Genomic DNA, 22,777 nt, shown 5'->3' with positions numbered 1-22,777 from the left:
TACGACCCGTTCCTCACCGGCTTCACGTGTGGAACACTGGTCTAGACAACACCGGTCTAGACAACCTGAGAACCGAAGGGCAGCAACACATGGCTGAGCGCCGCGTCAACGTCGGCTGGGCCGAGGGCCTCCACGCCCGCCCCGCTTCCATCTTCGTCCGAGCCGCCACGGCCGCAGGCGTCCCGGTGACGATCGCCAAGGCCGACGGCACCCCCGTCAACGCGGCCTCCATGCTGGCCGTCCTCGGCCTCGGCGCGAAGGGGGGCGAGGAGATCGTCCTCGCCTCCGACGCCGAGGGCGCGGAGGTCGCCCTGGACCGGCTGGCCAAGCTGGTCGCCGAGGGGCTCGAGGAGCTCCCCGAGACCGTCTGAGTCACGCACGCGGGCCGCGTCACCTTTCCGTTCCGGGTGGCGCGGCCCCGCCGTTTTCCGCGGCGGTCGCCCCGCATTGCGCGGGCGGGACAGAAAAATCGTCTCGGGGCACACCGAAAGCGCACCGTCGAGAATTCCGGGCGCACACGGAAAAGGGCAGCGGAAATACCACTCCGCTGAATATCCCTTCTTTGTATACGGCTCCCTTGTTAATGCCGCAGACCCGTCATGTTTACGGGAGGTTGCGAAGTCCTCACACGGTCGGCGCGCCCCGCGCCGCCGGTGAAACGCAGCCGGTGGGCGACCGTCGCGCGCTCGGTGTGCAGCGCCGTGACCGTCCGCGCGCGCTCCTGGTCGCCGCGCGCCACCGCGTCCACGATCGCGCCGTGCTCCGCCCAGGACGCCACGGGGTCGGCGGGCGCCTCCACGGCGTACATCCAGGCGATCTTGTGGCGGAGCTGGGTGAGCATCGACGTCAGGGCGTGGCTCCCGGAGGCCTGGGCGAGCGTCTCGTGGAACCAGCCGCCCAGGGAGCGCAGATCCTCGCTGTTGCCCCTGCGGGCCCGCTCCTGGCCCAGCCGGACGAGGCCGCGCAGCACCTTCAGATGGGCCTCGGTGCGCCGTTGGGCGGCCCGGGCGGCGCCCAGCGGCTCCAGGAGCATGCGCATCTCCAGCAGGTCGGCCGCCTCCTGCTCGGTCGGCTCCGCGACGCACGCGCCCGCGTGCCGCCGGGTGACGACGAAGCCCTCGGCCTCCAGGGTGCGCAGCGCCTCCCGGACGGGGACGCGGGAGACGCCGTAGCGGCGGGCGAGGAGTTCCTCGGTGAGGCGGCTGCCGCGCTCGTAGACACCCGCGACGATGTCGTCCCGGATGGCCGTGCACACCGAGTGCGCCGGAATATGCATGAGGGCCTCCGCCTTAATCCCCGTGAAACGTCGCCGAGCTCCGCCGATTGACGTGTGTTCCGTGACTCTATTGCAATGAGCCGGAATTTCCGACGGGGGGCCGGAATCCAGGGATATTTTTTGGACAGCGGAGTGCCGAAAACGGCAAAAGCCCCGGCCGTGGGGGCCGGGGCTCAGGACGAACCGTCGCCGGGTCTTCGGGGCGAACCGTCGCCGGGTGCCGTCAGACGTCGACGCCGTGCTGGCGGAGGTAGGCGACCGGGTCGATGTCGGAGCCGTACTCCGCCGTCGTACGGGCCTCGAAGTGCAGATGCGGACCGGTGACGTTGCCGGTCGCGCCGGACAGGCCGATCTGCTGCCCCGGGGTGACCTGCTGGCCCACCGAGACACCGATGGAGGACAGGTGACCGTACTGGGTGTACGTCCCGTCGTTCATCCTGATGACGACATTGTTGCCGTACGACCCTCCCCAGCCCGCCTCGACGACGGTGCCGAGGCCGACCGCGTGCACGAGCGTGCCGCTGGCGGCGTGGAAGTCGATGCCGGTGTGGCTGCCGGAGGACCACAGCGAGCTGCTCGCGTGGTAGCCGGTGGAGACGTAGGAGCCGGTGATCGGCAGCACGAAGGCGTTCAGACGCTTGCGCTCGGCCTCACGGGCGGCACGCACGCGTGCCTCGCGCTCCTCGACGGCCTTCTTGGCGGCGGCCTCGCGCGCGGCCTCCTCGAAGGCGGCCTTCTTCTGCACGGCGACCTGGTCGTCGACCTGTTCGGCGACGGCCTCGCCGGCGGTGACGACCGGGATCAGCCCGGTCTGCTCGGGGGTCGGCTCCGCGGCGAACGCCGGGCTGGAGGCGACGGTGGCCATGACACCGGTGGTGGTCAGCGCCGCGAAACCCGCCGCGCGGGCGGTGGTGCGCTGCATCCGGCTGGGCCGGCGATGCTTGCCGGTGGTGCAGGTGTACGCCATGAAGGGCGAGCGGTCCTTTCCTTCCCTCTCGCCTACCGGGTTAGCTGACGGGTTCGGAGCAGGAAGGTCTCCTACGGACCCCCTCGCTCACACGCGGGCGCCCGATTCACCCCAGGGACTTCATGGGTCCCCGGCTCCCCTGGCTCGCGCCGTACGGGGACTCGGCGATGACTGTCCGGTGCCGCGGATGCGGCGCGGTGCCTGACGAACAGCCGGGCTGACGGTATGCGGGACCGTTATCAATCCTCAAACGGATCACGGTTTTTGTAGCGTACGCCACAGCGCAGACACGCAACCTCCGCATCAATTCGGACATCTCGCGGCCCCGGGAGGACACCCCTGAAGGGCACTTGCGTCATCCCGGGGCCGCGAGTCCGTGTCCCCCCGCGGCTACTCCGCGGCCACGACGGTCACTTCGCCGATCCCGAGCGCCTCGACGGGCTCCTTGATCTGCGCGGCGTCACCGACGAGGACGGTCACCAGACGGTCCACCGGGAAGGCGCTCACGGCCGCCGCGGTGGCCTCGACCGTGCCGGTCGCGGCGAGCTGCTGGTACAGCGTGGCCTGGTAGTCGTCGGGCAGGAACTGCTCGACCTGGTCGGCCAGCGTGCCCGCGACGGCCGCCGCGGTCTCGTACTTCAGCGGCGCCACGCCCACCAGGTTCTGCACGGCGACATCGCGCTCGGCGTCCGTCAGGCCCTCGGCGGCGAGGGTCCGCAGCACCTTCCACAGGTCGTCCAGGGCGGGACCGGTGTTCGGCGTGTCGACGGAGCCGCTGATGGCGAGCATCGCCGCGCCCGAGCCGTCCGGGGCGGAGCGCAGGACCTGCCCGAAGGCGCGCACTCCGTACGTGTAGCCCTTCTCCTCGCGCAGGACGCGGTCCAGACGGGAGGTGAGGGTGCCGCCGAGGCAGTACGTGCCGAGGACCTGGGCGGCCCACACGCGCGCGTGCCGGTCGGCGCCGATCCGGCCGATGAGCAGCTGCGTCTGCACGGCGCCGGGGCGGTCCACGATGACGACGCGGCCGGTGTCGTCGGCGGTCACCGGCGGCACGGGCCGCTGCTGGGCCGGGGAACCCGTCCAGGCGCCCAGGGTCTCGCCCAGGAGGGCGGCCAGGTCGACGCCGGTGAGATCGCCGACGACGACCGCGGTGGACGTGGCCGGCCGGACGTGCCGGTCGTAGAAGGCCCGTACGGCGGCGGAGTCGATCTTCTCGACGGTCTCCGCGGTGCCCTGGCGGGGCCGCGACATGCGCACGGTGGCCGGGAACAGCTCCTTGGAGAGCTCCTTGGCGGCGCGGCGGGAAGGGTTGGCCAGCTCGTGCGGGATCTCGTCCAGTCGGTTGTGGACGAGGCGCTCGACCTCGCTGTCGGCGAAGGCGGGCGCGCGCAGGGCGTCGGCGAGCAGACCGAGCGCCTTGGGCAGCCGGGAGGCGGGCACCTCCAGGCTGATCCGGACGCCGGGGTGGTCGGCGTGCGCGTCGAGGGTGGCGCCGCAGCGCTCCAGCTCGGCGGCGAACTCCTCGGCGGAGTGCTTGTCGGTGCCCTCGGTGAACGCGCGCGCCATGATCGTGGCGACGCCGTCCAGGCCGGACGGCTCGGCGTCCAGGGGCGCGTCGAGGAGGACCTCGACGGCGACGACCTGCTGGCCGGGACGGTGGCAGTGCAGGACGGTCAGGCCGTTGTCCAGCGTGCCGCGTTCGGGCGCCGGGAACGCCCACGGCCTGGCCTCGCCCGCCCGGGGCTGGGGGTGGAAGTCCATCGTGGCGAGCTCCGTCACTGGGCCGCCTCCTCGTTCTCGTCCTGGTCGGCGGGGGCTTCGGGGGCGGTCGGCTCGTAGACGAGGACCGCGCGGTTGTCGGGGCGCAGGCGGGCCTGGGCGACCTCCCGCACCTCCTCGGGCGTGATGTCCAGGACGCGCTGGACGGCGGTGAGCGCGAGCTGCGGGTCGCCGAACAGGACGGCGAACCGGCACAGTTCGTCCGCGCGGCCGGCGACGGTGCCGAGCCGGTCGAGCCACTCGCGCTCCAACTGCGCCTGGGCGCGCTCCATCTCCTCGGCCGTCGGGCCGTCCTCGGCGAACCGGGCGAGCTCCTCGTCGATGGCGGTCTCGATGACGGGCACCTCGACGTCCCCGGACGTCTTCACGTCCAGCCAGCCCAGGGAGGGCGCCCCGGCGAGCCGCAACAGCCCGAAGCCGGCCGCGACGGCCGTACGGTCGCGGCGCACCAGCCGGTTGTACAGGCGGGAGGACTCGCCGCCGCCCAGGACGGTGAGCGCCAGGTCGACGGCGTCGCACGCGCGCGTGCCGTCCTGCGGCAGACGGTAGGCGGCCATCAGGGCACGGGCCGGGACCTCCTCCTCGACGACCTCGCGCAGCTGCTCGCCGATGACGTCGGGCAGGGTGCCGTCGCGCGGCTCGGGCTTGCCGTCGTGCGAGGCGATGGAGCCGAAGTACTTCTCGATCCAGGCGAGCGTCTGCTCGGGGTCGATGTCGCCGACGACGGACAGGACGGCGTTGTTGGGGGCGTAGTACGTGCGGAAGAACGCGCGCGCGTCCTCCAGGGTCGCCGCGTCCAGGTCGGCCATCGAGCCGATCGGCGTGTGGTGGTAGGGGTGGCCCTCCGGGTAGGCGAGGGCGGTCAGCTTCTCGAAGGCGGTGCCGTACGGCACGTTGTCGTAGCGCTGGCGGCGTTCGTTCTTCACGACGTCGCGCTGGTTCTCCATGGACTCGTCGTCCAGGGCGGCGAGCAGGGAGCCCATGCGGTCGGCCTCCAGCCAGAGGGCGAGCTCCAGCTGGTGGGTGGGCATGGTCTCGAAGTAGTTGGTGCGCTCGAAGCTGGTGGTGCCGTTGAGCGAGCCGCCGGCGCCCTGGACCAGTTCGAAGTGGCCGTTGCCCTTGACCTGGGCGGAGCCCTGGAACATGAGGTGCTCGAAAAGGTGAGCCAGACCGGTGCGGCCCTTGACTTCGTGGCGGGAGCCGACGTCGTACCAGAGGCACACCGCCGCGACGGGGGTCAGGTGGTCCTCGGAGAGCACCACGCGAAGGCCGTTGGCCAGGCGGTGCTCGGTCGCTGTCAGGCCCCCGGTGCCTGCCTGGTCTGTGGCCGTGTGACCCATGGGCATGTACGTCCCTTCCGATCGCGGACGCGGTCGTGGAAACCGCGCGTTTCCTGCCGGTCCTGTCACTGTATGCAAGCGCGCCGTGGGTCGGCGAAGTTCCCGGGGGCGGTACGCCGAGAGCGAGAATCCGGGACGCCGAGCCGGAACGGACATGACGTACCCTGCGGGCAATCATGAGAGGGCCGGGGTCCTGGGCCCGTCTTGTCAGTGCCACGGTCCACAATGGACCGCGTCAGAATCCGTCATACGCCTCAGCAAGGAGCCGGCAGCGATGGCCCGCCGCAGCACGAAGACCCCGCCGCCCGACGACTCGTACGAGGAGCGGATCCTCGACATCGACGTCGTCGACGAGATGCAGGGCTCCTTCCTCGAGTACGCGTACTCGGTCATCTACTCCCGCGCCCTGCCCGACGCCCGCGACGGACTCAAGCCGGTCCACCGTCGCATCGTCTACCAGATGAACGAGATGGGCCTGCGCCCCGACCGCGGCTATGTGAAGTGCGCGCGCGTCGTCGGCGAGGTCATGGGCAAGCTGCACCCGCACGGCGACTCGTCGATCTACGACGCCCTGGTGCGCATGGCGCAGCCGTTCTCCATGCGCGTGCCGCTGGTCGACGGCCACGGCAACTTCGGCTCCCTGGGCAACGACGACCCGCCGGCCGCCATGCGGTACACCGAGTGCCGTCAGGCCGAAGCGACGAGCCTGATGACGGAGTCGATCGACGAGGACACGGTCGACTTCGCGCCGAACTACGACGGCCAGGAGCAGGAGCCGGTGGCGCTGCCCGCCGCCTTCCCGAACCTGCTGGTCAACGGCGCGTCCGGGATCGCGGTCGGCATGGCCACGAACATGCCGCCGCACAACCTGGGCGAGGTCGTCGCGGCCGCCCGGCATCTGATCCGCTACCCCAACGCGGATCTGGACGCCCTGATGAGGTTCGTCCCGGGCCCGGATCTGCCCACCGGCGGCCGGATCGTCGGTCTCTCCGGGGTCCGCGACGCCTACGAGACGGGCCGCGGCACCTTCAAGATCCGTGCCACGGTCGCGGTGGAGACGGTGACGGCCCGCCGCAAGGGCCTGGTCGTCACGGAGCTGCCGTTCACGGTCGGTCCCGAGAAGGTCATCGCCAAGATCAAGGACCTGGTCGGTTCGAAGAAGATCCAGGGCATCGCCGACGTCAAGGACCTCACCGACCGCGCGCACGGCCTGCGCCTGGTCATCGAGATCAAGAACGGCTTCGTGCCGGAGGCCGTCCTGGAGCAGCTCTACAAGCTGACGCCGATGGAGGAGTCCTTCGGCATCAACAACGTGGCGCTGGTGGACGGCCAGCCGCTGACGCTGGGCCTCAAGGAGCTGCTGGAGGTCTATCTCGACCACCGCTTCGACGTGGTCCGCCGGCGCAGCGAGTACCGCCGCAGCAAGCGCCGCGACCGGCTGCACCTGGTGGAGGGCCTGCTGACGGCGCTCGTCGACATCGACGAGGTCATCCGGCTGATCCGCTCCAGCGAGAACAGCGCACAGGCCAAGGAGCGCCTGATGGAGCGCTTCTCGCTGTCGGATGTCCAGACCCAGTACATCCTCGACACGCCGCTGCGCCGCCTCACCAAGTTCGACCGCATCGAGCTGGAGGCGGAGAAGGAGCGGCTGAACGCGGAGATCGCGGAGCTGACCCGGATCCTGGAGTCGGACGCGGAGCTGCGCAAGCTGGTCTCGGCCGAACTGGCCGCGGTGGCGAAGAAGTTCGGCACCGAGCGGCGTACGGTCCTGCTGGAGTCGTCCGGTGCCCCGGCCTCCGCCGTGCCGCTCCAGGTCGCGGACGACCCGTGCCGGGTCCTGCTGTCGTCCACGGGTCTGCTGGCCCGCACGGCGAGCGGCGAGCCCTTCACCGGTGAGGACGACGGCAAGCGCGCGAAGCACGACGTGATCGTCTCGGCGGTGCCGGCCACCGCGCGCGGGGAGATCGGCGCGGTCACCTCGGCGGGCCGGCTGCTGCGGATCAACGTCGTCGACCTGCCGCAGCTGCCGGACACGGCGTCGGCGCCGAACCTCGCGGGAGGTGCCCCGCTGACGGAGTTCGTCTCCCTGGAGGGCGACGAGACGCTGGTCTGCCTCATCACGCTCGACGAGTCCTCCCCGGGTCTGGCGCTCGGCACGGAACAGGGCGTGGTCAAGCGGGTGGTGCCCGACTATCCGTCCAACAAGGAGGAGCTGGAGGTCATCACCCTCAAGGAGGGCGACCGGATCGTCGGCGCGATCGAGCTGCGCACCGGTGAGGAGGACCTGGTCTTCATCACCGACGACGCCCAGCTGCTGCGCTACCAGGCCGCGCAGGTGCGTCCGCAGGGCCGTCCGGCGGGCGGCATGGCGGGCATCAAGCTCGCCGAGGGCGTGAAGGTGATCTCGTTCACGGCGGTGGACCCGTCGGTGGAGGCGGTGGTCTTCACGGTCGCGGGCTCGCGCGGCACGCTGGACGACTCCGTCCAGACGACGGCCAAGCTGACCCCGTTCGACCAGTACCCGCGCAAGGGCCGCGCCACCGGCGGTGTGCGCTGCCAGCGGTTCCTGAAGGGCGAGGACTGCCTGTCCTTCGCCTGGGCGGGCCCGGTACCGGCGAAGGCCGCCCAGAAGAACGGCATGCCGGCCGAACTGCCCGAGATGGACCCGCGCCGCGACGGCTCGGGCGTCTCCCTGCCGAAGACGGTGGGCGTGGTGGCGGGCCCGGTCTAAACCGGTTCCCCGGGGTCCAGGGCCTCGTCCGGATCCTGTACGTAGCGCAGGACGCCCCACATGCCGTGCTCGTCGGCGTGTGGGGCGTCGCTCTTGCACGCCTCCAGTTCCTTGCCGAGCGCGCCGGCGTCGATGCCGGAGCCGATGAGGACGAGCTGGGTGAGACGCTCCTCGGCGGCGCCCCAGGGTTCCGGGTAGAAGCGCAGGAAGCGGCCGACGGCGTGCACGGCGTACCGGTTCCCGGGGTCGTGGGCGCCGAAGTCGACGTACCCCTTGATCCGGTAGAGCCCCTCGGGCCTGCTGTCGAGGAAGGCCATCAACCGGCGGGGGTCGAGGGGGACTTCGGAGACGAAGGAGGCGGTGTCGTAGTCGGCGTGCAGATGCCCGTGGTGCCGGTCGTCCTCGCCGTCGCGGTCGTGCAGGTCGTCGAAGGACAGCTGCCCGATGCGTTCCTCGCCGGGCCGGCAGTCGAAGAGGAACTCCGGGTCGACCCGGCCGTACGACGCCGGGACGACGGCCGCGCGGTCGGTGAGCGAGCGGACGAGGTCCAGGACGCGCCCGGAGTCGGATGCCCGGTCGATCTTGTTGACGACGACCAGGTCGGCGAGGGCGAGGTGCCGGTCGATGCCGGGGTGCTTGCTGCGGGTGTCGTCGAACTCGGCGGCGTCGACGACCTCGACGAGGCCTCCGTACACGATCCCCGGGTGCTCGCTGGCGAGCACCATCCGCACCAGTTCCTCGGGTTCGGCGAGACCGCTGGCCTCGATGACGATGACGTCGATACCGGTGTCGGGGTGGGCGAGCCGCTCCAGATAGACGTCGAGCTCGCTCACGTCGACGGCACAGCACAGGCAGCCGTTGCCGAGGGAGACGGTGGAGTCGCCGAGCGCGCCGGCCACGGCCATGGCGTCGATCTCGATCGCCCCGAAGTCGTTGACGATCGCCCCGATCCGGCTGCCCCCGCTGCGGTGCAGGATGTGGTTCAGCAGGGTCGTCTTGCCGGAGCCGAGGAATCCGGCGAGTACGACGACCGGGATCTGCTGCGGACTGCGGCTCTGCGTCACCGTGCGACCTCTCTGACACCTGCGCGTACTCCGGCTCACGGCTGCGGAGCGCGTACGGGGGATGGACGCGCCCCAGGATACGAGTCGGCGGAATCCCCGCGCGGTGAGCGATTGTCGGCGGCGCTCGCGGGGCAGACGTCTGGCAAGGCGCCCTGGCGTGCGACCCTCGCTTCCCTCCGTGCGCCTCCCCTCCGCCTCCCCCGCCGATCAGAGCCGCTCGGCACTCTGGGAGACGGCAAGCGCCGCCCACCGCTCGCCGGTCCCCGTCACTCCACCCGCACCCCGACGACCGGCGCACGGCTGCCCGATCGGGGGTAATTGACATGGCCACACGGAAGTCTCGGCTGCGGGGACTGGCTCCCGTCGCTGCGGCGGGCCTCGGCATGGCGGCCGGGGCCCTCGCAGCGCTGACCGTCCAGCGGAGCACCCTCAACGCACTGCGCACGCGGCTCGAGCACGTGGAGCAGGCGCTCGCGACGCCACCCCACACGAACCTGGCCCATCAGCAGCGGCTGCACTGGGAACTGCTGAGCAAGGCGATCGACAGCCCTGAGCTGGCCGAAGTGCTGGACATCTTCGAGGTGCCGGCATCACCCCAGAAGCGACGGCAGTACCTCTTCGCCAACGCCCTGTACACGAACCTGCTCTTCTACTACCGCATCGGCAATCTCACCCGCGAGGAGTTCCACGGCCGTATGCGAGGTCTGCTGCAGAATCCCGTCGTCCGGGAGTACTGGTACGCGACACAGGGCCAACGGGCGACCCTCCCCTCCGAGTCGATCGAGGCCGACCTGGGGCGCATGGTCGACGAACTCCTGCGTCAGCTCGAGGAGGCCGATGTGGACGAGTGGTGGGTGGTGGGCGAGCCACCGGCCGAGTAGAGGGCGCGCACCCGGAGGTTCACGCCGACGGCCCATAACGAACAGGTCAAGTCCGGAGTTGAGTGGGACGCCAGGGAGTTGACTCGCGCTTGATCGCGTAGAGGACCCCACACCGTCGTCGCCTACGCCGCCGGATGACGAGCGCACCCCACAGGGCCCGCCTTGCACCGAGCAGTCGTCGTGCGCAAGCCAATGGACCAAGGGAAGCAACAGTGAGTCAGATCATCCGTCGGATCGGTGTGCCCCCAGCCGAGCGGGGGAGCACGGGAGGGGGCAATTGCCCTGACATCTTCGAGTTGGCCGACGGGAACTTCGCCGTGATCGGCACGGACGCCACGGATTCACTGGACCCCGACCTTCCGTCCGACGCGTCCCGCGCCGACTACGAACGCATCGTCGTCGTCAGCCGGGAGACCCTCATCCGCGCGAAGGCCGATATCCCGGACGCTTGACCCGGCTCGGGGAGAGCCGTCGAACTCCCCCGCACAGGGCCCGGTGCGTCACTCGCGCCACCGGGCCCACGGCGCGTGCGCCCGCCGTGCGCCCTGCGCGCCCCCTCCGGCGCGACCTCTGTCCGGTGCAGCCGTACAGGCGCAGTCCTTCAGGCCGCCTCCGGCACCGCCACCGGCGCCCCCGGTCCCACATACCGCGCCACGGGACGGATGATCTTCGAATCCTCGGCCTGCTCCAGGATGTTGGCGCTCCAGCCCACCACCCGAGCCGCCGCGAACGTGGGGGTGAACATCTCGCGGGGCAGCCCGCACAGCTCCATGACCACGCCGGCGTAGAACTCCACGTTGGTGTGCAGCTCACGGCCGGGCTTCAGTTCGGCGAGGATCGCCTCCACGCGCCGTTCCACCTCCACGGCGAACTCGACCCGCGCCCCTCCGAACCGCAGCGCCGTCTCCCTGAGCATGCGCGAGCGCGGGTCCTCCGTGCGGTACACGGCGTGGCCGAAGCCCATGATGCGCTCACCGGCGAGGACCCGCTCCCGGATCCAGGGGTCGATGCGGTCGGGAGTGCCGATCGCGTCCAGGGTGTCCAGCGCCCGGCTGGGCGCACCTCCGTGCAGCGGCCCCGACAGCGCACCCACCGCCCCCACCAGACACGCGGCCACATCGGCCCCGGTCGAGGCGATCACCCTGGCCGTGAACGTTGATGCATTGAAGCCATGATCAATGGTTGAGATCAGGTACTGCTCGATCGCCCGGACCCGCTCCGCATCGGGCTCCGTCCCGGTCAGCATGTAGAGGTAGTTCGCCGCGTACGACAAGTCCTCGCGCGGCTCGACGGGGTCGAGTCCCTTCCCCAGCCGGTACAGGGCGGTGAGCAGGGTCGGCACGGCCGCGGCCGCCACGACGGTGTCCGCGCGGCGCCGGTCCGCGTCGATGTCGTACACGGGCCGGAAGCCGCTCTCCGCGCCCAGCAGCGACAGGGCCGTCCGCATCCCGGCGAGGGGATTCGTCCCGCCGGCCGCCGCGATGGCGGGCAGGGCCGCCGTCACCGCCCCGGGAAGCCGTCGCAGGGCGGCGGTCTCGGCGGCGAAGGCGGCACCGCGCCCCGCGTCCGGCAGCCCGCCGTGGATCAGGAGGTGCCACACGTCCTCGAAGGGGCGGGCGTGCGCCAGGTCGACGGCCGAGTACTGGCGGTAGTGGTAGAAGCCCTCGCGCCCCCGGACGTCGCCGACCTCCGTGTCGGCGACGACGACACCGGCGAGACCGCGCGGTGCGTCGAGGAGTGCGGGCGTGGACGGGTTGACGGGCCGGGCCGCGGACGGGGTGACGGTCATGACTTCCTCCTTTTCATTGATTCGATGTCATTCAACTTGATTCAACTGTCTATGATTGACGAAATCTCTGTCAATATTGATCCAGTCAATGCATGTCCTCTGCGGATACGGTGATCCCCATGCGCGATCACGAACCCGCCCCCGGCCACCTGGACCGACGGCTGAGCACCAAGGAGGCCGCCGAACTGCTCGGCGTGAAGCCCGAGACCGTGTACGCGTACGTGAGCCGCGGTCAGCTGAGCAGCAGGCGCACGCCCGGCGGCCGGGGCAGCACCTTCGACGCCAAGGAGGTCGAGGCGCTCGCGCGGCGCAACAGGCGGGAGAACGGCGGGAGTCCGGGCACGAGCGGAGAGCTCTCCGTGCGGACCCGGCTCACGTTCATCGACAAGGACCGGTACTACTACCGCGGCGTCGACGCGACCGAACTGGCCGCCCGGCACCCGTACGAAGAGGTCGCCGAGTGGCTGTGGACCGGCCGCCTGCCCGCCGGCGCCGTCTTCACCGCACCCGTCGCCTCCGTGGGGGCCGCCCGCCGCGCGGTCGACGCGCTGCCCGAACACAGCGGCCCCACCGACCGGTTGCGGGTGGCCGCCGTCGCCGCTGCCGTCGCCGACCCGCTGCGGTTCGACCTCTCCGAGGAGGCCGTGCTCGGCACCGCGCGCATCCTGATCCCCACCCTCGTCGCCGCCCTCCCGCCCGCGCGGCCCACCCACCGCGACGAGGGCTCCCTCGCCCGGCGCCTGTGGGCGCGGCTGACCGGGCGCGCCGCGGACGAGGCGAAGCTGCGGGCCCTGGACACGGCGCTCGGTCTGCTCGTCGACCACGACCTGGCCGCCTCGACGCTCGCCGTGCGCGTCGCCGCCTCCGCCCGGGCGCACCCCTACGCGGCCGTCTCGGCCGGGCTCGGTGTCATCGAAGGGCCTCTGCACGGCGCCGCGAGCGGGCTCGCGCACCGACTGCTGGAGGAGGTGCTCGACCTGGGCGACGCGGGACCGGTGATCGCCCAGGAGCTGCGGGCCGGCCGTCGCATCCCCGGCCTCGGCCACCGGCTCTACCCCGGCGAGGACCCACGCGCACGTGCCCTGTTCGCCCTCCTGGAGGAGATCCCCGAAGCCGAGCCCGCCCTCGCCGCGGCACGCGACATCGTGACCACGACCGCCCGCCACACCCCGTTGCACGCCAACGTCGACCTGGCCCTGGGCGTCCTAACCGCCTCCTTCGGCATGGAGCCCGCGGCGGGCGAGACGATCTTCGCGGTGGCCCGCACGGCGGGCTGGATCGCCCACGCCCTGGAGGAGTACGGCGAACGGCCCCTGCGGATGCGTCCCAGCGGGCACTACGTGGGACCGAAGCCGCCCCAGCACCTCCCCTGAGGACAACCAAGACAACCAGGATGACCGGGACGACCGGGACGACCAGGACGGCCGTCCGGACGCGACGGAACACACACGATCACACGATCCCGCTCCCGACCTGGGCGAAGACCGCCCGCACAGCCCCTCCCCGAGGACTCCACAGCGATCCACAGCCACCGCGGGAGGTGCGGCGCGTCAAGTCAGGTTAGGCTCACCTCTGTGAGTACGTGCGCGACCGACTCGCGGAACCTCGGCGAGCCCATGCCCGGAACCGCGGCCACCGCCTCGACCTGGCTCCTGCTGGAGCAGGCCGGTCCGTGGGGTGCCAAGGCACTCACCTCGAGCCACCTGGACCCCGTACTGGGCCGAGCCCTGGAAGCGGCCGCGAAGGACACAGGCGTGCGGATCGCGCTCATCCGCCGCCCGGGCCGGCACGCCGACCCCGGCATGCCGCCGCCCGTACGGCAGGTGTACGCGGCCCACACCGCGCCGGGGAACGTCTGGCTGCGCTCCGCCACGACCACCGATCCCGCGCGGCTGCTCGACGTCGACTTCGCCGCGCTCGGCCGGGGAGACCATCACGGCTTCGACACCGCGCTGCGCGGCGGCCCGCACACCGGTGATCCGCTCGCCCTCGTCTGCACCAACGGCAAGCGCGACCGTTGCTGCGCCCTTCTGGGCCGCCCGCTCGCGGCCGAGCTGGCCGCCTCGGGGGTACAGGGCGTGTGGGAGGTCACTCATCTGGGCGGTCATCGTTTCTCCCCGACGGTCCTCGTCCTGCCGCACGGCTACGTGTACGGCCGCGCCGAGGCCCACACCGTCAAGGATGTCCTGCACGGCGTCCAGGAGGGGCGGATCGTCGTGGACGGGTGCCGCGGGCGTTCCGCCTGGGAGCGGCCCGGGCAGGCGGCGGAGCTGGCCGTGCGCCGGGCGACCGGCGAGGACCGCGCCGAGGCGCTCGACGTCGTCCTCACCACCGGCGAGGCGCCGCGCTGGGAGGTGACCGTCGCGCACACCGACGGGCGCCACTGGCGGGTCGTGGTCGCCCAGGGCGCTGCCCAGCCGCCCCGTCCGGAGAGCTGTGGGGTGTCGGTCCTCGGTTCACCCGCGCGGATGGACGTGGTGGCGGTGCGCGAGCTGGCGGTGGCGGCGGTCGGCTGACACAGCCGCGTCCACAGTGGATCCCGGGCCTCGCGGGGCCCGTCCGAACCGTTTCCTCTTGAGCCGGTCAAGAGATCCACGCCACACACCCCTACGGCTGCACCGGCCCGCCCACGTACCGTCTTGGGTATGAGCCCCTCTCCCCCCGCCCGTCGCCTGCGCCTCGGCATGCCCCGGCGCGTGTTCTCGCAGGTGCTGCTGATGCAGCTGGCGATCGCCGCGGGAGTCGTGGTGCTCGCGACCGGTCTGTTCCTCGCCCCGCTCAGCAACCAGCTCGACGACCAGGCGATGCGCCGCGCCCTCGCCATCGCCCAGACCACCGCGGCGGTGCCCCAGATCGCCGAGGACCTGCAGAGGACACCGCCCACGGTGGACGGCCCCGTGCAGCGCGAGGCGGAACGGATCCGCAAGGCCAGCGGCGCGGAGTACGTCGTCGTCATGGACCTCCACGGCACCCGCTGGTCGCACCCGGAGCGCAAGGAGGTCGGCGGCCATGTCTCGACGTCCCCGGACAAGGCCCTGGCCGGCCAGGACGTCATGGAGATCGACAGCGGCACCCTGGGCCGCTCGGCCCGCGGCAAGGTGCCCCTGCGCGACAGCGCCGGCGACATCATCGGGGCGGTCTCGGTCGGCATCGAGTACGACAGCGTGCGCGCCCGTCTGATCCATGCGATCCCGGGCCTGTTCGCCTACGCCGGCGGCGCGCTCGCCGTGGGCGCGCTCGCTGCCTGGCTGATCTCCCGGCGGGTCCAGCGGCAGACCCGTGACCTGGCCTTCTCCGATATCTCCGCCCTGCTCGCGGAGCGCGAGGCGATGCTGCACGGCATCCGCGAGGGCGTCGTCGCACTGGACCGGAGCGGCCGCGTCCGGCTGCTCAACGACGAGGCGCAGCGGCTCCTGGGCCTCGGCGACGAGGCGGTGGGCCGCTCCCCCGACGAGGCGCTCGGCGAAGGACGTACGGCCGACGTACTGGCCGGCCGGGTGACGGGCACCGACCTGATCGCCGTACGCGGACAGCGCGTGCTGGTCGTCAACCGGATGCCCACCGACGACGGCGGCGCCGTGGCCACCCTGCGCGACCGCACCGAACTGGAGCAGCTCGGCCGCGAGCTCGACTCCACGCGCGGGCTGATCGACGCGCTGCGCGCCCAGGACCACGAGCACGCCAACCGTATGCACACCCTCCTCGGTCTGCTCGAGCTGGAGATGTACGACGACGCCGTGGACTTCGTCGGAGAGGTGGTCGGTGACCACCGCGTCACCTCGGAGCAGGTGACCGAGAAGATCGAGGACCCGCTGCTCGCCGCGCTGCTGGTCGGCAAGGCGACCGTCGCGGCCGAGCGCGGGGTCGCCCTGTGGGTCTCCGACGGCACCCGGCTGCCGGACCGGCTCGTCGACCCGCGCGGGCTGGTCACGGTCGTCGGCAACCTCGTGGACAACGCGCTCGACGCCGTCGCCGGCACCCCGCACGCGCGCGTGGAGGTCGAACTGCGCGCGGAGGGCCGTACCGCCGTCCTGCGGATACGGGACACCGGACCCGGGATCCCGGCCGAGCAGCGCGAGCTGGTCTTCACCGAGGGCTGGTCCACGAAGAAGCCGCCCGCGCACGGCAAGCGCGGCATCGGACTCTCGCTGGTCCGCAGGCTCGCGGAGCGGCAGGGAGGCAGTGCCACGGTCGGCGAGGCGGCCGGCGGGGGCGCCGAGTTCACCGTCGTCCTGCCCGAGGCGCTGGCCGGGCCCGACCTGGAACCCGTACTGACCGCATCGGTGAACAGCACTGTCGAGGAGGAGTCGCGATGATCGACGTCCTGGTCGTGGACGACGACACCAGGGTCGCCCAGGTCAACGCCGCCTATGTCGAGAAGGTGCCGGGCTTCCGGGTCGCCGGCGAGGCCCACAGCGCGGCCGAGGCGCTGCGCCAGCTGGAGCTGCATCCGCGCCTCGACCTGGTCCTGCTGGACCACTACCTGCCCGACGAGACGGGCCTGGAGGTCGTCCAGGAGATGCGGCGGCGCGGCCACCAGACCGACGTGATCATGGTGACCGCGGCGCGGGACGTCTCGACCGTGCAGGCGGCGATGCGCCAGGGCGCCCTTCAGTACCTGGTGAAGCCGTTCAACTTCGCGGGCCTGCGGGCCAAGCTGGAGGCGTACGCCGATCTGCGCCGCACGTTGGACGGCGGCGGCGAGGCCGAACAGGCCGACGTCGACCGCATCTTCGGCGCGCTGTCCGCGTCCTCGGAGCCCGGGCTGCCCAAGGGGCACTCCCCCACCACGGCCGAACTGGTCCGCCAGTCCCTGATGAACGCCGAGGGGCCGCTGTCGGCCCAGGAGATCGCCGACCGGACCGGGGTGAGCCGCCAGACCGCCCAGCGTTATCTGAAGCTCCTGGAACGCACGGGACGGGCCCGGCTGACCCTGAAGTACGGCGACGCGGGCCGCCCGGAACACCGTTACGTGTGGGCGACCCGCGCCTGAGGGCACGGCGGGGCGGGGGCGTCAGCCGGCCGCCTTCTCCACGAACTCCGTGGTGTAGGTCTTGCTCAGGTCGACGTCGGCGTTCTGGATGGTGGGGTTGAACGCCTTGAGGACCTTCTCCACGGTCTCGGGACCCTCCTCGGGCATCACGCCGTCCTTGGTGAACATCGGCAGCGTGCTCTTGATGGCCACCGCGTACAGCGTCTTGTTGCCCTGCGAGTAGTCGGCCGGCATCTTGTCGGCGATCTCGCTGGCGCTGTGGGTGGACATCCACTTAAGCGTCTTGACGAATGCATTGGCCAACTTCTGGACGGTGTCCTTGTGACTGTTGACCCAGTCCGTCTGCATGTACAGGCTTGACGACGGGTACGGCCCGCCCAGCGCCTCCATGGAGCCCTGCGGCGTCCTCATGTCGATGAGGACCTTGCCGGCCTTCTTGTCCAGGATGTTCGCGACGGTCGGGTCGGTCGTCATCCCCGCGTCGATGGCGCCCTTCTCCAGCGCCGAGATGAACGTCGGACCCGCGCCCACCGCGACCGGGGTGAAATCGCTGACCTTCACGCCGTTCTTGACGGCGAGGTACTTGGTGAGGAAGTCGGTCGAGGAGCCGAGGCCGGTCACGCCGAGCTTCTTGCCCTTGAAGTCCTCGGGCGAGGTGATCTTGTCCTCCGCCTTGGTGGAGACGATCTCCACCTCGCCGGGCGCGTGCGAGAACTGCACGACGGACTCGACGGCCTTGCCCTTCACCTGGAGGTCGAGCGTGTGGTCGTAGAAGCCGACGGCGCCCTGGACCTGGCCGGAGACGAGCGCGGTCTCGGCCTGCACACCGGCCGGCTCGCTCAGCAGCTCGACGTCGAGGCCCTCGGCGTCGAAGTAGCCGAGGCGCTGGGTGAGCATCGCGGGCAGGTAGATGACCTTGTCCAGGCCACCGACCATGATCTTGACCTTCGTCCCCTTGCCGTCGCCGCCGGAACCGGTCGAGGCGGTGCTCGCCGCGTCGTTGGCACAGGCGGTGAGGGAGGAGAGGGCGAGCAGGCCGGCGGCGGCCAGGGCGGCGTGTCTGGCGGAGAAGCGCATGACGGGTTCACGTCCTTGTGAGAGATGCGGGTGCGGGGAGGGGATCGTTCAACGAAAGGGCAGGGGGATGCTCGGGCCGAGGATCGTTCAACGACGGGTCAGCTGTCGGAGCCCGACGGCTTCCACCGGAAGATGCGCCGCTCGGCGAAGGTGAGCAGTCCCTCGGCGACGAGTGCCACGACGGCGAGGATGACCATCGCCGCGTACACGCCGGCCGCGTTGAACGTGCCCTGGGACTGCGCGACGAGCAGACCGATGCCCTTGGTGGCGCCGATGTACTCGCCGACGATCGCGCCGATGAGGGCGAAGCCGAAGCTGACGTGGAGGCTGGTGAAGATCCAGGAGGTGGCGGACGGGATGACGACCTGAAGCGTCACCCTGCGGTCGCTCGCCCCGAGGATGCGGGCGTTGGCGACCAGGTTGCGGTCGACCTCGCGGGCGCCCTGGAAGGCGTTGAAGAAGACGGGGAAGAACACCAGGACGACGGCCGAGGCGACCTTGGAGGCGGGGCCGAGTCCGAACCAGATGACGAAGATCGGCGCAAGGACGATACGGGGGATCGAGTTGAGCACCTTGATGTAGGGACCAAGGACATCGGCGAGGAAGGTGACCCGCCCGAGCGCGATACCGCACACGACACCGGCGATCACACCGATGACCCAGCCGAGCAGTGCCTCGTAGAGCGTGTACCAGATCTGCTCGCCGAGGGAGCCGAGCGCGGTCCCGTGAGTGACCCAGGTCCAGATCTGGTCCCAGATCTTGGAGGGCATCGAGAAGTTGAACGGATCGATGACCTTGGCCCGGGAGAGCGCCTCCCACAGGGCGAGGACGGCCACCAGGAGCAGGACCCGGGAGGTCCCGACGACGATCTTGCGTCTGCGGGCGGCACGCGCGCGCGAGTGGGCGCGATCCGGCGCCTTGACCGCGTCCGCGACGGGCGTGCTGAGGACGTCAGGCGACATGGGCGGCACCTCTTTCGCGGGTGATGCGGACCTCTTCGCCGAGGGACTCCCAGATCTCGCGGTAGATCTCGATGAACCGCGGCTCCAGACGCACCGACTCGACCTTGCGGGGGCGCGGCAGGTCGATGTCGAAGACCTGCTTCACGGTGGCCGGCCCCGCGGTCATGACCACGACCCTGTCGGCCAGCGCGATGGACTCCTCCAGGTCGTGGGTGACGAAGACGACCGAGGCGCCCGTGCCCTCCCACAGCTCCAGGAGCTCGTCCGACATCAGGGCCCTCGTCTGCACGTCGAGCGCCGAGAACGGCTCGTCCATGAGCAGGATCTGGGGGTCGTTGACGAAGGTGGCGGCGAGGGCGACCCGCTTGCGCTGACCACCGGAGAGCTGGTGCGGGTAGCGGTCCTCGAAGGCCGCGAGCCCGACCCGCGCCAGCCACTCACGGGCCTTCTGTCTGGCCTCCGCCTTGGGCACGCCGCGGAAACGGGGGCCCGCCATCACATTGGACAGGACGGTGCGCCACGGGAAGGTGGCGTCCTGCTGGAAGACGAAGCCGACCTTGTCGCCGACCCCGCGCACCGGCTGCCCGGCGACCAGCACCTCGCCCCGGGTCGGCTCCTCCAGGCCGCTGACCAGGGTCAACGTGGTCGACTTACCGCAGCCGGTGGGTCCGACGACGGCCACGAACTCGCCGCGCCCGATGGTGAGGTCGAGGTCCCGGACGGCCGTGTGCAGGCCTCCCGAGGGGGTCCTGAAGACCTTGCTCGCGCCCCGCAGCTCGATGGCGGGGCTGGTGTGTGCGCTCATGGCCGGGGACGGTAGATGTGAGCCGGGACACGGCATCAGCCTTGTGAGCGCATGCGCTTCTTTTGCTTGCAAGAGGCTGTTGTGCTCGTTTTGCGCGCGCTACAACAGCGGAGCCGAAACATGGGCTCGACGCCCACCAGGCCTTGACGGAAAGAGGCCCGATGATTGACGTCCTGGTCGTGGACGACGACTTCCGCGTCGCTGAGATAAACGCCAAGTACGTGGGGAAGGTTCCCGGCTTCCGGGTGGCCGCCCGCGCGCACAGTGCCGCCCAGGCGCTGGCCACCGTGCAGCGCGGAAGCATCGACCTGGTCCTGCTCGACCACTACCTCCCCGACGGGACCGGCCTGGAGCTGGTGCACCGGATGCGGGAGCAGGGTCATGGCACCGACGTCATCATGATCACGGCAGCGGGCGACGTCACCACCGTGCAGACCGCCATGCGTCTGGGCGCGCTGCACTACCTGGTGAAACCGTTCACCTTCGCCGCGCTGCGCACCCGTCTCGACTCCTACGCCGCTCTGCGCCGCACGGTGGACCGGGTCGGCGGCCGGGGCGTCGCCGGCCAGGAACAGGTCGACCGGATCTTCGGCGCCCTGCGCACCTCCCCGGTCCCGTCCTCCCCCGGCCTGCCGACCGGCCACTCGGAACCGACCACGGACCTGATCTGCACCGTCCTGCACCGCGCCGACCACCCGCTCTCGGCCCACGAGGTGGCCGCCGAGACCGGCCTGAGCCGCTCCACCGCCCAGCGCTACCTCCGCCACCTGGAACAGGCCGGCCGACTGCGCCTCTCCCTCAAGTACGGCGACACCGGCCGCCCGGAACACCGCTACGCCTGGGTGGCCCCGTAACGATCCGGCGCCACCGTGTCTCTTGCGACGCCGGAGGCACCCCTGCGAACAGGTCCCGAACCGCCGCACCTCCTACGACGCCCAGCGCGCCCGGTCAGACGGCGCCCGCCCCCGTCAGCGACCGGACCTCGGTCTCCGCGTGCTTGGCCTCGTCCGCGATCTCGGCCGAGGTGACCGTGCCGAGCCAGCCCGCGAGGAAGCCCAGCGGGATCGAGACCAGCCCGGGGTTCTGCAGCGGGAAGTACTGGAAGTCCACGCCCGGGAAGAGCGACTCGGGGCTGCCCGACACCACCGGCGACAGCACCACCAGCACCAGCGCCGGCACCAGTCCGCCGTAGACCGCCCACACCGCGCCCCGTGTGGTGAAGCCCCGCCAGAACAGGGAGTACAGCAGCACCGGAAGATTCGCGGACGCCGCGACTGCGAACGTCAGCCCCACCAGGAACGCGACGTTCAGCCCCCGGGCCAGCAGCCCCAGGGCGATCGCGATCACACCGATGCCGACAGCGGCGATCCGCGCCACCGCCACCTCGCTGCGGGCCTTCGTCCTGCTGCGGCGCAACGAGGCGTACAGGTCGTGCGCCACCGATGCCGAGGAGGCCAGCGTGATCCCGGCGACCACGGCGAGAATCGTCGCGAACGCGATCGCCGCCACGAACGCGAACAGCACCGTGCCGCCCGTCGAGTCGGCTCCGCCGCCCAGGTCGAGCGCCAGCAGCGGAACCGCGGTGTTCCCGGCCGCGTTCGCACCGCGCACCCTCTCAGGCCCGAGGATCGCCGCCGCCCCGAACCCGAGCACGATCGTCATCAGATAGAAGCCGCCGATGAGCCCGATCGCCCAGACCGTGGACCGCCGGGCGGCCCGCGCGGTCGGCACCGTGTAGAAACGCGACAGGATGTGCGGCAGCCCGGCCGTACCCAGCACCAGCGCCAGCCCGAGGCTGATGAAGTCGAAGCGGGCGGTCCAGTCCCCGCCGTACTTCAGCCCGGGCGCCAGAAACGCGGCGCCGTGTCCACTGCGCTCGGCCGCCGTGAGCAGCAGCCGGTCGAAGTCCCCGTGGAACCGCACCAGCACGAGCACCGTGAGCGCGATCGTGCCGCCGAGCAGAAGCACCGCCTTCACGATCTGAATCCATGTGGTGGCCCGCATCCCTCCCAACGACACATAGATCACCATGAGCGCCCCGACCCCGATGACGGCCCACGCCTGGACCGCCTCACCGGTCTTCCCGAGCAGCAGCGCGACCAGGCTGCCCGCACCCACCATCTGCGCCACCAGATAGAGCACCGACACGGTGACCGAGGAGGTTCCCGCCGCGATCCGCACCGGCCGCTCGCTCATCCGTGCCGCGACGACGTCGGCGAGCGTGAACCGTCCGCAGTTGCGCACCAGTTCGGCTACCAGGAACAGCACCACCAGCCAGGCCACGAGAAAGCCGACCACGTACAGCAGCCCGTCGTAGCCGAAGAGCGCGATGAGACCCGTGACACCGAGGAAGGAGGCGGCCGACATGTAGTCACCCGCGATGGCAAAACCATTCTCCATCGGGGAGAACAATCGCCCTCCCGCGTAGAACTCCTCCTCCGACCCCTGCCGGTTGCGACTCACCCAGGTCGTGATCCCCAAGGTGACCGCGACGAAGGCGCTGAACAGTGCCAACGCCAGCGCCTGATGGTGTCCGGTCACGACGCACCACTCCTCACCCCGCGCGTCAGCTCCTGTGTGTCCCAGCGCAGTTCGAGCGCCGCCCGGTCCCGGCGCAGCCGCGCGTGCCGCGCGTAGGCCCAGGTGAGCAGGAACGTCGTGAGGAACTGGCCGAGCCCCGCGACCAGCGCCACGTTCACCGCGCCCACCACCGGCCTCGCCATGAACCCCGGCGCGGCCGTCGCGGTCACGACATAGCCCAGGTACCAGAGGAAGAACCCCGCGACCGCAGGCCCCACGAACCGCCGGTAGCGGCTGCGCACTTCCTGGAACGCGGCACTGCGCTGCACCTCGAGATACACCTGGGCCGCCGCCACGGCCCCGTCCTCCCGCTCCCTTCGGGCCCCGGGGACCTCGGCCCCGTAGACGCCCGCCGAGGCCGTCGTACCCTGCTCCCCCCAGCCCGACGCGAGCGCGTCGTACCAGGGGTCCTCGTAGCGCACCTCACCCGGCGCCTCGACGAACTCCGGGTCCCGGCCGTGATGGTGCTCGCCGGATCTCTCAGGACCGTCCCCGCCGCCGCAGGCACGGCCATTGCTTGACTGCATGCCCAA

The 22,777-nt window shown here is 71.1% G+C and carries 20 protein-coding genes and 1 riboswitch; of the genes, 9 read left to right on the top strand and 11 right to left on the bottom strand.

Annotation, left to right across the window (positions count from 1 at the left end):
* The first annotated feature begins 89 nt into the window (after positions 1–89).
* The gene (locus ABZ464_RS18075) at positions 90–371 is read left to right on the top strand and encodes an HPr family phosphocarrier protein (RefSeq protein WP_359277710.1); all 282 of its coding nucleotides are present in this window, start codon (positions 90–92) and stop codon (positions 369–371) included.
* Between the two features lie 209 nt (positions 372–580).
* Here ABZ464_RS18075 and ABZ464_RS18070 read toward each other — a convergent pair whose 3' ends face one another.
* The 4 genes from ABZ464_RS18070 to ABZ464_RS18055 all read right to left on the bottom strand — a co-directional run bounded on the left by ABZ464_RS18070 (position 581) and on the right by ABZ464_RS18055 (position 5,368).
* Positions 581–1,276 (bottom strand): GntR family transcriptional regulator, encoded by a 696-nt coding sequence (locus ABZ464_RS18070; protein ID WP_359277707.1) that lies wholly within the window; start codon positions 1,274–1,276, stop codon positions 581–583.
* 223 nt (positions 1,277–1,499) lie between these two features.
* Positions 1,500–2,243: a M23 family metallopeptidase gene (locus ABZ464_RS18065; protein WP_359277704.1), complete on the bottom strand. Its 744-nt coding sequence runs from the start codon at positions 2,241–2,243 to the stop codon at positions 1,500–1,502.
* 14 nt (positions 2,244–2,257) lie between these two features.
* Positions 2,258–2,420, bottom strand: a riboswitch (cyclic di-AMP (ydaO/yuaA leader).
* Between the two features lie 213 nt (positions 2,421–2,633).
* A complete protein-coding gene (locus ABZ464_RS18060) occupies positions 2,634–4,022 on the bottom strand; it encodes a pitrilysin family protein (RefSeq protein WP_359277701.1) in 1,389 nt (462 codons plus the stop codon).
* The gene (locus ABZ464_RS18055) at positions 4,019–5,368 is read right to left on the bottom strand and encodes a pitrilysin family protein (RefSeq protein WP_359277699.1); all 1,350 of its coding nucleotides are present in this window, start codon (positions 5,366–5,368) and stop codon (positions 4,019–4,021) included. The genes ABZ464_RS18060 and ABZ464_RS18055 overlap by 4 nt, the downstream gene beginning before the upstream one ends.
* Before the next feature lie 268 nt (positions 5,369–5,636).
* Between ABZ464_RS18055 and ABZ464_RS18050 the strand changes: the two genes are divergently transcribed.
* On the top strand, positions 5,637–8,093 hold the full coding sequence (locus tag ABZ464_RS18050) for a DNA topoisomerase IV subunit A (RefSeq protein WP_359277696.1): 2,457 nt from the start codon (positions 5,637–5,639) through the stop codon (positions 8,091–8,093).
* Here the strand turns inward: ABZ464_RS18050 and ABZ464_RS18045 are convergent.
* On the bottom strand, positions 8,090–9,157 hold the full coding sequence (locus tag ABZ464_RS18045; RefSeq protein ID WP_359277693.1) for a GTP-binding protein: 1,068 nt from the start codon (positions 9,155–9,157) through the stop codon (positions 8,090–8,092). The genes ABZ464_RS18050 and ABZ464_RS18045 overlap by 4 nt on opposite strands.
* A gap of 323 nt (positions 9,158–9,480) precedes the next feature.
* Between ABZ464_RS18045 and ABZ464_RS18040 the strand changes: the two genes are divergently transcribed.
* Both ABZ464_RS18040 and ABZ464_RS18035 read left to right on the top strand, forming a co-directional pair.
* Positions 9,481–10,038: a DUF6082 family protein gene (locus ABZ464_RS18040; protein WP_359277690.1), complete on the top strand. Its 558-nt coding sequence runs from the start codon at positions 9,481–9,483 to the stop codon at positions 10,036–10,038.
* A 224-nt stretch (positions 10,039–10,262) separates the two neighbouring features.
* Complete coding sequence (locus ABZ464_RS18035) at positions 10,263–10,490, top strand: hypothetical protein (protein ID WP_359277973.1); 228 nt, start codon at positions 10,263–10,265, stop codon at positions 10,488–10,490.
* Positions 10,491–10,639: 149 nt separating this feature from the next.
* Here ABZ464_RS18035 and ABZ464_RS18030 read toward each other — a convergent pair whose 3' ends face one another.
* Positions 10,640–11,827 (bottom strand): citrate synthase/methylcitrate synthase, encoded by a 1,188-nt coding sequence (locus ABZ464_RS18030; RefSeq protein ID WP_359277688.1) that lies wholly within the window; start codon positions 11,825–11,827, stop codon positions 10,640–10,642.
* Between the two features lie 119 nt (positions 11,828–11,946).
* Between ABZ464_RS18030 and ABZ464_RS18025 the strand changes: the two genes are divergently transcribed.
* The 4 genes from ABZ464_RS18025 to ABZ464_RS18010 all read left to right on the top strand — a co-directional run bounded on the left by ABZ464_RS18025 (position 11,947) and on the right by ABZ464_RS18010 (position 16,820).
* A complete protein-coding gene (locus ABZ464_RS18025) occupies positions 11,947–13,200 on the top strand; it encodes a citrate synthase (protein WP_359277685.1) in 1,254 nt (417 codons plus the stop codon).
* Positions 13,201–13,401: 201 nt separating this feature from the next.
* Complete coding sequence (locus ABZ464_RS18020) at positions 13,402–14,343, top strand: sucrase ferredoxin (RefSeq protein WP_359277682.1); 942 nt, start codon at positions 13,402–13,404, stop codon at positions 14,341–14,343.
* Between the two features lie 129 nt (positions 14,344–14,472).
* A complete protein-coding gene (locus ABZ464_RS18015; protein ID WP_359277679.1) occupies positions 14,473–16,143 on the top strand; it encodes a sensor histidine kinase in 1,671 nt (556 codons plus the stop codon).
* Complete coding sequence (locus ABZ464_RS18010) at positions 16,140–16,820, top strand: response regulator (RefSeq protein ID WP_359277677.1); 681 nt, start codon at positions 16,140–16,142, stop codon at positions 16,818–16,820. Before ABZ464_RS18015 ends, ABZ464_RS18010 begins: the two co-directional genes overlap by 4 nt.
* A gap of 21 nt (positions 16,821–16,841) precedes the next feature.
* On the opposite strand, the gene ABZ464_RS18005 is transcribed toward ABZ464_RS18010, so the two are convergent.
* The 3 genes from ABZ464_RS18005 to ABZ464_RS17995 all read right to left on the bottom strand — a co-directional run bounded on the left by ABZ464_RS18005 (position 16,842) and on the right by ABZ464_RS17995 (position 19,664).
* Complete coding sequence (locus tag ABZ464_RS18005) at positions 16,842–17,897, bottom strand: ABC transporter substrate-binding protein (RefSeq protein ID WP_359277674.1); 1,056 nt, start codon at positions 17,895–17,897, stop codon at positions 16,842–16,844.
* Between the two features lie 98 nt (positions 17,898–17,995).
* Complete coding sequence (locus ABZ464_RS18000) at positions 17,996–18,859, bottom strand: ABC transporter permease (RefSeq protein WP_359277671.1); 864 nt, start codon at positions 18,857–18,859, stop codon at positions 17,996–17,998.
* Complete coding sequence (locus tag ABZ464_RS17995; RefSeq protein WP_359277669.1) at positions 18,849–19,664, bottom strand: ABC transporter ATP-binding protein; 816 nt, start codon at positions 19,662–19,664, stop codon at positions 18,849–18,851. Before ABZ464_RS17995 ends, ABZ464_RS18000 begins: the two co-directional genes overlap by 11 nt.
* A 161-nt stretch (positions 19,665–19,825) precedes the next feature.
* On the opposite strand from ABZ464_RS17995, the gene ABZ464_RS17990 reads away from it, so the two are divergent.
* On the top strand, positions 19,826–20,518 hold the full coding sequence (locus ABZ464_RS17990; RefSeq protein WP_359277667.1) for a response regulator: 693 nt from the start codon (positions 19,826–19,828) through the stop codon (positions 20,516–20,518).
* A 94-nt stretch (positions 20,519–20,612) separates the two neighbouring features.
* On the opposite strand, the gene ABZ464_RS17985 is transcribed toward ABZ464_RS17990, so the two are convergent.
* Together ABZ464_RS17985 and ABZ464_RS17980 are read right to left on the bottom strand one after the other, a co-directional pair.
* Positions 20,613–22,205 carry a cation acetate symporter gene (locus tag ABZ464_RS17985; RefSeq protein ID WP_359277664.1) on the bottom strand — a complete coding sequence of 531 codons (1,593 nt, stop codon included), beginning with the start codon at positions 22,203–22,205 and terminating at the stop codon, positions 20,613–20,615.
* The gene (locus ABZ464_RS17980; protein WP_359277662.1) at positions 22,202–22,771 is read right to left on the bottom strand and encodes a DUF485 domain-containing protein; all 570 of its coding nucleotides are present in this window, start codon (positions 22,769–22,771) and stop codon (positions 22,202–22,204) included. Before ABZ464_RS17980 ends, ABZ464_RS17985 begins: the two co-directional genes overlap by 4 nt.
* Between the last annotated feature and the right edge of the window lie 6 nt (positions 22,772–22,777).

The organism is Streptomyces sp. NPDC005820 (genome assembly GCF_040630255.1).
In the GTDB taxonomy this organism is placed as follows: domain Bacteria; phylum Actinomycetota; class Actinomycetes; order Streptomycetales; family Streptomycetaceae; genus Streptomyces.
This window is presented reverse-complemented; position numbering and strand designations above follow the sequence as displayed.